The sequence below is a fragment of the Nocardiopsis sp. MG754419 genome (assembly GCF_018207095.1).
GTDB lineage: Bacteria > Actinomycetota > Actinomycetes > Streptosporangiales > Streptosporangiaceae > Nocardiopsis.
In genome coordinates this window covers 1-10,028 of sequence record NZ_QOCZ01000183.1, presented here as the reverse complement: position 1 = coordinate 10,028, position 10,028 = coordinate 1, and the positions used below count along the sequence as shown (strand labels likewise).

Sequence of the window (10,028 nt, the reverse complement as noted above, 5' to 3'; positions counted from 1 at the left end):
GCCCCGTCCACGCTCGCCAGGGCCCCGTCCTCGATCGGACGGGGCCCTGGCGAGCGTGGACGGGGCGGGTCAGCCGGAGCGTTCCACCACGTACGCGCACAACGACAGGAACGCCTCGCGGGCCGGGATGTCCGGGAGCGTCGCCAGTTCGGAGCGCGCCTTCTCGGCCCAACCCCGCAGCGTGGCGTCGGCCTCGTCCATCGCCGGGTGCGGGCGCAGCAGGGACAGCGCCTCCTCGGCCTCGGCGTCGTCGAGCGGCCGGCCCAGCAACGACTTCAGGCGCTCGTCGGCCGGGTCCTGGGAACGCAGGGCGTAGAACATCGGCAGGGTGAGCACACCCTCCCGCAGGTCCGTGCCCGGGGTCTTGCCCGAGTCGGCGCTCTCGCTCGCCACGTCCAGGATGTCGTCGGCGAGCTGGAAGGCCATGCCCAGAGCGTCACAGGCCCGGGTCAGGGTGCTCACCATCTCCGGGTCGACCTTGCCGAACATGCCGCCGAACTCCGCCGACGAGGCGATCAGCGACGCCGTCTTGTCGTCGATGACGTTGAGGTAGTGGTCGAGCGGGTCGATGCCGTCACGCGGCCCCGAGGTCTCCAGGATCTGCCCCTGGACCAGACGGGCGAAGGTCTCCGCCTGCAGACGGACGGCCTCGGTGCCCAGGTCGGCGAGCATCGTGGAGGCCTTCGCGAACACGTAGTCGCCGGTGAGGATGGCGACGGTGTTGCCCCAGCGCTGGTTGGCGCTGGGCTTGCCGCGGCGCAGTTCCGCCTCGTCCATGACGTCGTCGTGGTAGAGCGTGGCCACGTGGGTCAGCTCCACCACGGCCGCGGCGGGGATGAGGTCGGGCACCGTCGGGTCGCCGAAGTGGGCGGCGAGCAGCACCAACATGGCGCGGAAGCGCTTGCCACCGGCCTCCAGCAGGTGGGACGCGGCCTCGGTCAGCATCGGGTCGCTGGATCGCACCGACTCGCGCAGCAGTTCCTCGACCTTCTCGAGGTCGTCCTGCACCTCCCGGGCGAGGGTCGGGTCGACTCTCGGCAGAGCGAGAAACCCGCTCGGGACAGCACCGCTCACCGTAAAGCTCCACCTGTCGAACGGGCGTGCGGGCGGCCCCCGATGCGAGGGCCGCCGCACGCTCAGCACATGAACATGATCCGACTTGCCACGGTATCCGACCCGGAATGATCGTCCAAAGCCACACCCGGGTCGACGATCACTCCTCGGCGTCCACCTCTGTGTCCTGGTAGACCATCACCGCGGAGGGGTCCTGACCGGCTTCGGAGGGCGGCAGCAGGTTGTCCAGCACCTGTCCCGGGAAGATCCCGAGGGCGAGCGTGGCCGCCACACCCACGGTGATGACACCGCCGGTGAGGGCGCCCGCGCGGGCCACCGTGGGACCTTCGCCCTCCGATTCCCGGAAGAACATCACAACGATGATCCGGATGTAGAAGTAGGCCGTGATGGCGCTGCTGAGGACACCCACGACGACCAGGGGGGTGGCCCCGGCCTCGATGGCGGCACCGAACACCGCGAACTTGCCGATGAACCCGCTGGTGAGCGGGATACCGGCGAAGGCCAGCAGGAACAGCGACAGCGCCAGCGCGAGCCCCGGGGCGCGACGCCCCAGTCCGGCCCAACCCTCCAGGTCGCCCAGCTCCTGACCACCGTCGCGGGTGCGCACCAGGGTGACGATCGCGAACGCGCCGAGCGTGGTGAACCCGTAGGCGGCCAGGTAGAACATGGCGCCCGCGAGGCCCTCGGCCGAGGCGGCGACCACGGCGGTGAGGATGAAGCCGGCGTGCACCACCGAGGAGTAGGCCAGCAGCCGCTTGATGTCGCGCTGGGTGACGGCGATGACGGCGGCGGCGACCATCGTGAGGATGGCGACCGTCCACAGCATCGGCTCCCAGATCTCCACCGAGCCGCCGAAGGGCACGAAGAACACCCGCAACAGCGCGCCGAAGGCGGCCACGAGGGTGCAGGAGGCCATGAGCGCGGTGATGGGGGTCGGGGCCCCCTGGTAGACGTCCGGCTTCCAGCTGTGGAAGGGCACGGCGCCGACCTTGAACAGCAGCCCGATCGCGACGAGACCGATACCCATGACGAGCAGGGGCTCACCGTTGCCGTCGGCGAAGATCTCCGCACCGCCGGCGTCGACCGCCTCGCGGATCGCGGTGAAGTTCACCGAGCCCGCGTAGCCGTACACCATGGCGATACCGAAGAGGAAGAACGCCGAGGAGAACGCACCGAGCAGGAAGTACTTGACCGCGGCCTCCTGCGAGAACAGGCGACGACGACGGGCCAGACCGCACAGCAGGTACAGCGGCAGACTCATCACCTCGAGGGCGATGAACATGGTGAGGAAGTCGTTGGCCGCGGGGAAGAGCAGCATGCCCAGCACCGCGAACAGCACCAGCGGGTAGACCTCGGTGTGCTGGGAGCCGGCGAGGATGTGCCTGCGCTCCTCCTCGCTGCCCGGGACCGTGGCGGCCTGGGCGGAGAACGCGTCGCGCCCGTCGCGCCGTTCGGCGATGAGCATGAGGCTGATCAGGGCCAGCACGGTGATGGTGCCCTGGAGGAAGAGCACCACGCGGTCCACCGCGAGCACCCCACCGGCCACGAGCGTGCCGTCACCGACCGCCCCCACCTGGGCCACGATGATCAGGAAGGTGACGAGCAGGGTCGCGGCGGCGAGGGTGATCTGCACCGGCCGCAGGACCTTCTTGGGCACGAAGGCCTCGAACAGCACCGCCAGCACACCGGCGCCGAACACCAGGATGAACGGTGCGAGCAGCCACCAGTCCAGGTCCGGTGCCGCCTCGGTGATGCCGGGGAGCGACGGGGGCGCCCCGTCGGCGACGTAGAGCGTGTTCACTCCTCGTCTCCTTCCTCGGTGTCGCCCTCGGCGGTCGTGGTGTCCGCGGCGGTGTCCGCCCCGATCTCCACGGTGCGTTCGACGGCGGGGTTGATCACGTTGAGCAGGGGCTGCGGGTAGACGCCGAACGCGATGATGAGCGCGATCAGCGGGGCCACCGCCCAGGTCTCACGCGCGGACAGGTCGGGCAGGGTGGACAGCTTCTCCGGGGTGGGGCCGGTCATGGTCCGCTGGTACATCCACAGGATGTAGAGCGCGGCCAGGACCACACCCACGACGGCGATGATCGCCGGGACCGGGCTGAAGGCGTACACGCCGACGAACACCAGGAACTCGCTGACGAACGGTGCCAGACCGGGCAGGGCCAGACCGGCCAGACCAGCGATCAGGAACACCGCCGCGAGCTTGGGCGCGACCTTCTGGACGCCCCCGAAGTCCTCGATGCGGGAGCTGCCGCGACGGGCGATGAGGAAGCCCACGATCAGGAACAGCGCGCCGGTGGCGAAGCCGTGGTTGACCATGTACAGCGCCGCACCGGCCTGCCCCTGCGCGGTCAGGGCGAAGATGCCCAGGGTGATGAAGCCGAAGTGGGACACCGAGGTGTAGGCCACCAGGCGCATCATGTCGCTCTGGCCGATCGCGAGGATCGCACCGTAGACGATGCTCACCAGGCTGAGCGCGACCACCGGCCACACGAACCAGGACACGGCGGCCGGGAACAGCTCCAGGCAGAATCGGAGCATGCCGTAGGTGCCGACCTTGTCCAGGACACCGACCAGCAGCACGGCGGTGCCGGGGCTGGAGGATCCTGCGGCGGTGGGCAACCAGGTGTGCACCGGCCACATCGGGGCCTTGATCGCGAAGGCGATGAAGAACCCGAGGAAGAGCCAGCGGGCCGTGGCCGGGTCGACGGCCGCGAGCGGGCTGCCCGACGCGGTCAGCTCGCTCCACAGGAAGGTGCCGCCGATGACGTACACGCCGATCACCGCGACCAGCATGATGAGACCGCCGGCGAGGCTGTACAGCAGGAACTTCATCGCGGCCTTGGCCCGGTCGGCGCCCCGACCGTAGCGCCCGATCATGAAGTAGACCGGGATCAGCATCGCCTCGAAGAACACGTAGAACAGGAAGACGTCGGTGGCGGCGAAGACACCGATCATCATCGCTTCGAGGGCGAGGATGAGGGCGAAGTAGCCGCTGCCTCCGTCCTCACGGTCGGAGTGTTCGTTCCAGGCCGCCAGGACCACCAGCGGGACCAGGATCACCGACATGAGGATCAGCACCAGGGCGATGCCGTCCACACCCACCGCGAAGTGGACCCCGAAGTAGGGGATCCACGGGTAGACCTCCTCGAACTGGAGGCCGCCCGCGGCGGAGGTGTCGAAGTTCAGGGCCATGACGACGACCAGGGCCAGGGTGGCCAGCGAGACGCCCAGCGCGATGCGCTTGGCGATCTCCGCGGAGGCGGCGCCCGCCCCGGTCGTGGTGGCGGTCCGGGTCGCGACCGCGGTACCGCCGCCTCCGGCCTCCTGGGAGGCGGAGGCCGAGGCGCGGGCCGTGGCCGACCCCGCCGGTGTCTTGACGCGTGGCAGCGCCCAGATGAGGAGCGCACCGATCGCCGGGAGGGCGATGGCGAGTGTGAGCCAGGGGATCATGTCAGAACCTCACAGCCAGCGTCGCGGCGACGATCACGGCGCCGATGAGCATGGTGAGCGCGTAGGTGCGGGCGAACCCGGACTGGGTCTTCCCGAGCCCGGTGGAGGAGTCGCGGACCCCGGTCCCGATCCCGTTGACCGCGCCGTCGATGACCTTGTCCTCGATGACGACCAGGGCCTTGGTGAGGACCTGACCGGGTCGCATGAACAGGCCCTCGTTGATCTCGTTGCCGTACAGCTCGTTGCGGGCCGCGTCGGTGACGAGGTTGCCCGCGGGGGCGGTGCGCTCCACGGGCTTGCGGAGGTAGACCGCCCAGGCCAGGGCCACACCCAGGACCAGCACGACCAGGGCCGCGATGCCGTAGGGGGCGGTGAACGCGTGCCCCACAGTGAAGTGCGGCAGTTCGGCGCCGGTGACGGGCTGGAGGAACGCGGCGAAGCGGTCACCGGCCACCAGGAAGGCGCCCAGGGCGAGCGAGCCCAGGGACAGCACCACCATGGGGGCGGTCATGCTCACCGGGGACTCGTGCGGGTGCACGCCCTCGTCCCACCGCTTCTCGCCCAGGAAGGTCATGAAGACCATCCGGGACATGTAGAAGGCGGTGAGCGCGGCGCCCAGGATGACCAGCGATCCGAAGACCAGACCGAGCTGGCCGCCGAGACCGAACGTGGCGGAGATGATGCTCTCCTTGGTCCACCAGCCGGACAGCAGCGGGACCCCGATGATGGCGAGGTAGCCCAGTCCGAAGGTGGCGAAGGTGATCGGCATCTTCGACGCCAGACCGCCGTAGCGGCGCATGTTCACGTCGTCGTTCATGCCGTGCATGACCGAACCGGCGCCGAGGAACAGCCCGGCCTTGAAGAAGCCGTGCGTGACCAGGTGGGCGATGGCGGCGGCGTAACCGATCGGGCCGAGGCCCGCGGCCAGCACCATCATGCCGATCTGGCTCATCGTGGACCCGGCCAGGGACTTCTTGATGTCGTCCTTGGCGGAGGCGATGATCCCGCCGGCCAGCATGGTGGCGGCGCCGACGGTCATGACGGTCAGCTGCGCCGCCGGGGAGGCCTCGAAGATCGGACCGGCGCGCACGATGAGGTACACACCGGCGGTGACCATGGTGGCGGCGTGGATGAGCGCCGACACCGGGGTCGGGCCCTCCATGGCGTCCAGGAGCCACGCCTGGAGCGGGAGCTGCGCGGACTTACCGCAGGCGCCCAGCAGGAGCAGCAGGCCGATGGCGAGCAGGATGCCGTCGCTCGCGCCCGGCACCGCGGCGAAGACGTCGCTGAAGCTCACCGCGCCCAGCACGGTGAACATGATCATGATCGCCAGGAGCAGGCCCATGTCGCCGACCCGGTTGATCAGGAACGCCTTCTTGGCCGCGGTGGCGGCGGTGGGCTTGTACTGCCAGAACCCGATGAGCAGGTAGGACGCCAGGCCCACACCCTCCCAGCCGAGGAACAGCAGCACGAAGTTGTCCGCCAGCACCAGCACGAGCATGGCGGCGACGAACAGGTTCAGGTACGCGAAGAACCTGCGCCGATCCGGATCCTCGGCCATGTAGCCGAGGGAGTACACGTGGATCAGCGAACCCACGAACGTGATGAGCAGGACGAAGGTGATGGAGAGCGGATCGACCAGCAGGTTGATCTGCGCGGAGAAGTCGCCGACCGCGAACCACTCGTAGACGGGGACGACGACGCTGCGCGCGTCGGCTCCCCGCCCGAGCAGGTCGAACAGGACCAGGACGGCCCAGACGAAGGAGACCACCGGGAGGACGGTGGCCAGCAGGGGCCCCCAGGCGTTGGTGCGTCGCCCGCCCAGCAGCAGGATCGCCGCGCCCACCAACGGCAGGGCGATCAGCAGCCAGGCGTTCGACAGCACCGCGCTGTCGGCCGCGGTCGCCGCGGATTCGGCGGCGAGGTACGCGTGATGTTGTGTCACAGCCACGTCGCCTTCTAGTGCTTGAGCAGGTTGGCGTCATCGAGCGACGCGGACCTGCGGGTTCGGAAGATCTGCATGATGATCGCGAGGCCCACGACCACCTCGGCTGCGGCCACGACCATCACGAAGAAGGCGATGACCTGCCCCTCGATGTCCCCGTGCATTCGGGCGAACGCGACGAACGCCAGGTTGCAGGCGTTGAGCATGAGCTCCACGCACATGAAGACGATGATCGCGTTGCGTCGGACGAGAACGCCGACCGCGCCGATGGTGAACAGAAGCGCCGCGAGGACGATGTAGTTCATCGGGTCCACGAGGACTCGACCTCCTGCCCGTTGCCGTTACCGTTGCCGCCGTTGTCGTCCGACGAGTCGGAGTCGTCCTCGCCCTGGGCGGGGTCGGTCCCCTCGCCGGAGGCGCCCTCCTCGGTCCGCGTGGTCTCCGAGGCCCCGCCCGGGAGCGGGGAGCGTCCGGCCCGCACGTCCGCGGGCACGCCCTTCTGGTACTCGGGGTCGCGCGCGGTGAGCACGGGGTTGAGGGACAGCTGGGACACCGTGCCGTCCGGCAACAGCGCGGGCATGTCGATCGCGTTGTGCCGGGCGTAGGTGCCCGGTCCGGGCAACGGGGTGGGGTGGTCACCGCGGATGCGGTCCTCGGACAGCTCCCGCTGGGTGCGGCGCTTGCCGATGCGGGCGGTGTGCGCGAGCACCATGGCGCCGAGCACCGAGGTGATGAGCAGCGCGGCGGTGGCCTCGAAGGCGACCACGTAGCGCAGGATCAGCTCGCCGGCCAGCCACGGGATGGTCCCGCCCACGGGCGCCGCGGCGGTGATGCCCGCCGGGTCGCCCACGGCGATACGGGTGATCCCGGTGGTCAGGGCGCCGACGAAGCAGATCGCGACGATCGCCGTCATGAGTCGCTGTCCCCGCAGGGTCTCCACCAGGGAGTCCGCGGAGCTGACGCCGACGAGCATCAGCACGAACAGGAACAGCATGAGGACGGCGCCGGTGTAGACGACGATCTGGACGACCATCAGGAACGGCGCCTCGTTGATGCCGTAGAAGATGGCCAGACCGACCATCGTCAGCGCCATCGACATGGCGGAGTGGACCGCCTTGCGGGAGAAGACCACGCCCAGGGCGCCGAGCAGCACGATGGTGCCCAGGACCCAGAACACGGCGGCCTCACCCGAGCCGATGGGGGCGCCCGCGGCCAGGTCGAGCGTGGGGGCGGCGGGGGTCTGCGGGGTCACTGTGAGGCCTCCGCGTTCTCCGGCCGGTCCTGCGTCCCGTGCTGACCACGCCCGGTGGCGTAGTAGTCCTGCTCGTCGTCGCCGAGCCGCATCGGGTGCGGGGGCTGCTCCATGCCCTCGGTGAGGGGCGCCAGGAGCTGCTCCTTGGTCCAGATGAGGCTCTGGCGGCTGTCGTCGGCGAGCTCGTACTCGTTGGTCATGGTGAGCGCCCGGGTCGGGCAGGCCTCCACGCACAGACCGCAGAGAATGCAGCGCAGGTAGTTGATCTGGTAGACGCGCCCGTAGCGTTCGCCGGGCGAGTACCGGTCGTCGTCGGTGTTGTCACCGGCCTCCACGTAGATGGCGTCGGCCGGGCAGGCCCAGGCGCACAGTTCGCACCCGATGCACTTCTCCAGACCGTCGGCCCACCGGTTCAGCTGGTGCCGTCCGTGGAAGCGCGGCGCCGTGGGGCGCTTGACCTCCGGGTACTCGACGGTGGGCACCTTCTTGAACATCGTGTGGAAGGTGACACCGAAACCCTTGACGGGGTTGAGCCACTCAAGCACCGGTAACCTCCCCCTTCTTCTGATTGCGATCGGCGGTGCCGGCCGTGGCCGTCCGCGACGGTTCGGCGAGCACGCTGCTGCCGTAGTGGGCGGCGGTGCTCGGGGGCACCGGGAACCCGCCGAAGGAGGGTTCCTTGTGGGCACGGCGCGCGTTCTCGGCGCGCTCTCGGGCCTCCTCGGCGCGCTCGCGGCGCACGAAGCGCAGCCAGGCGAGGAAGGCGGCGATGGTGGCGACGCTGAAGGCGGCGATGACGGCCCCGATGAGGATCGGGGAGGCACCGTCCAGGATGAGCATGCGCACGACGGCCACACCGGTGATCCACACGAGCTGGATCGGGATGAGGACCTTCCAGCCGAGCTTCATCAGCTGGTCGTAGCGCACACGCGGGAGACTGCCCCGGGCCCAGATGAACAGGAACATCACGGCGACGAACTTGAGCATCCACCACAGGACCGGCCACCAGCCCTCGTTGGCCGTGGGCAGGATGGCGGTGACCCCCGGCGGGGCGTACCAACCGCCGAGGAAGAGCGTCACGGACACCGCGGCGACGGTGCACATGTTCACGTACTCCGCGAGGAAGAACATCGTGAACTTCATGGATCCGTACTCGGTCATGAAGCCGCCGACGATCTCGCCCTCACCCTCGGCCAGGTCGAACGGGAGACGGTTGGTCTCGCCGACCATCGTGACGATGTAGATGAGGAAGGAGGGCAGGAGCAGCACCGCGAACCACAGGTTCTCCTGGGCCGCGACGATGCCGGAGGTGGTGAGCGTGCCCGCCATGATGAAGACCGCGACGAAGGACAACCCCATCGCGATCTCGTAGCTGATCACCTGCGCGGAGGCGCGGAGGCCGCCGAGCAGGGCGTACGGGGACTGGGAGGCCCAGCCGCCGAGGACGAACCCGTACACACCCAGTGCGGCGGTGGCCAGCACCAGCAGGGCGGCGATGGGCAGGTCGGTGAGCTGCAACGGGGTCATGACCCCGAACAGGTTCACCTCGGGCCCGATCGGGATGACCGAGAAGGCCAGGAACGCCGGGACGGCCGCGATGATCGGGGCCGCGATGTAGACGAACCGGTCCACCCCGCGCGGGATCAGGTCCTCCTTGAGGGAGAGCTTGATGCCGTCGAACAGGGACTGGAGCAGGCCGAAGGGGCCCATCCGGTTGGGTCCGTGCCTCTGCTGCATGCGGCCCATGACCTTGCGGTCGGCCATGATCATCATGAGCACGCAGATCATGAGGAACACGAAGATGGCCAGCGCCTTGATGGTGGTGATCCACCACGGGTCGTTCCCGAAGGCGCTCAGGGTGCTCTCCGCGGCCAGGTCTGCCACGCGCGGATCGAGAGCGGCGGGGGTCACTGCTGCCTCCCGTTGGTGGTGGGCGCGGCCAGCTCGACCGTCTGGCCGACGGTGGCGCCCAGGTCACGACGGATGTCGCAGCCGTGGGCGTTGGCGGGAAGCCAGACGACCCGGTCCGCGATGTCGGTGACGACCGCGGGGACGGTCACCGATCCGAGCGGACCGGAGACGCGCAGCGAGCCGCCGTCGGGGACGCCGACCTCGTCGGCCGTGGTCTTGGACAGGTACGCGCGGGCCTTGCGCGCGGTACCGGCCAGGTAGGGCTCGCCGTCCTCCATGCGGCCGGTGCCGAGCAGCTGCTTCCAGGTGGAGAGCAGCGCGCGGCCGGGCCCGGTTTCGGGCAGCGGCGCCGGGCGGGCGGCGGGGCCGGCGGCGCGGTCGCCCGCCCAC

Annotated in this window: 9 protein-coding genes; all 9 read right to left on the bottom strand. The window is 69.5% G+C overall.

Annotation, left to right across the window (positions count from 1 at the left end; genetic code table 11):
* Window positions 1-69: 69 nt before the first annotated feature.
* Window positions 70-1,074, bottom strand: a complete 1,005-nt coding sequence (locus DSY14_RS24780) for a polyprenyl synthetase family protein (RefSeq protein WP_211719031.1) — start codon at window positions 1,072-1,074, stop codon at window positions 70-72.
* Window positions 1,075-1,213: 139 nt separating this feature from the next.
* A complete protein-coding gene (nuoN, locus tag DSY14_RS24775; protein WP_211719030.1) occupies window positions 1,214-2,875 on the bottom strand; it encodes an NADH-quinone oxidoreductase subunit NuoN in 1,662 nt (553 codons plus the stop codon).
* The gene (locus tag DSY14_RS24770) at window positions 2,872-4,530 is read right to left on the bottom strand and encodes an NADH-quinone oxidoreductase subunit M (protein WP_211719029.1); all 1,659 of its coding nucleotides are present in this window, start codon (window positions 4,528-4,530) and stop codon (window positions 2,872-2,874) included. Before DSY14_RS24770 ends, nuoN begins: the two co-directional genes overlap by 4 nt.
* A 1-nt stretch (window position 4,531) precedes the next feature.
* Window positions 4,532-6,475 (bottom strand): NADH-quinone oxidoreductase subunit L, encoded by a 1,944-nt coding sequence (gene nuoL / locus DSY14_RS24765; protein ID WP_211719028.1) that lies wholly within the window; start codon window positions 6,473-6,475, stop codon window positions 4,532-4,534.
* 14 nt (window positions 6,476-6,489) lie between these two features.
* A complete protein-coding gene (nuoK, locus tag DSY14_RS24760) occupies window positions 6,490-6,789 on the bottom strand; it encodes an NADH-quinone oxidoreductase subunit NuoK (RefSeq protein ID WP_013156051.1) in 300 nt (99 codons plus the stop codon).
* Window positions 6,777-7,727 carry an NADH-quinone oxidoreductase subunit J gene (locus DSY14_RS24755; protein WP_211719027.1) on the bottom strand — a complete coding sequence of 317 codons (951 nt, stop codon included), beginning with the start codon at window positions 7,725-7,727 and terminating at the stop codon, window positions 6,777-6,779. The genes nuoK and DSY14_RS24755 overlap by 13 nt, the downstream gene beginning before the upstream one ends.
* Window positions 7,724-8,272: an NADH-quinone oxidoreductase subunit NuoI gene (gene nuoI / locus DSY14_RS24750; protein ID WP_211719026.1), complete on the bottom strand. Its 549-nt coding sequence runs from the start codon at window positions 8,270-8,272 to the stop codon at window positions 7,724-7,726. The genes DSY14_RS24755 and nuoI overlap by 4 nt, the downstream gene beginning before the upstream one ends.
* On the bottom strand, window positions 8,265-9,638 hold the full coding sequence (nuoH, locus tag DSY14_RS24745; RefSeq protein WP_211719025.1) for an NADH-quinone oxidoreductase subunit NuoH: 1,374 nt from the start codon (window positions 9,636-9,638) through the stop codon (window positions 8,265-8,267). The genes nuoI and nuoH overlap by 8 nt, the downstream gene beginning before the upstream one ends.
* The coding region (locus DSY14_RS24740) for a molybdopterin dinucleotide binding domain-containing protein (RefSeq protein ID WP_283091695.1) at window positions 9,635-10,028 on the bottom strand (394 nt) is incomplete at its 5' end. The genes DSY14_RS24740 and nuoH, both read right to left, overlap by 4 nt.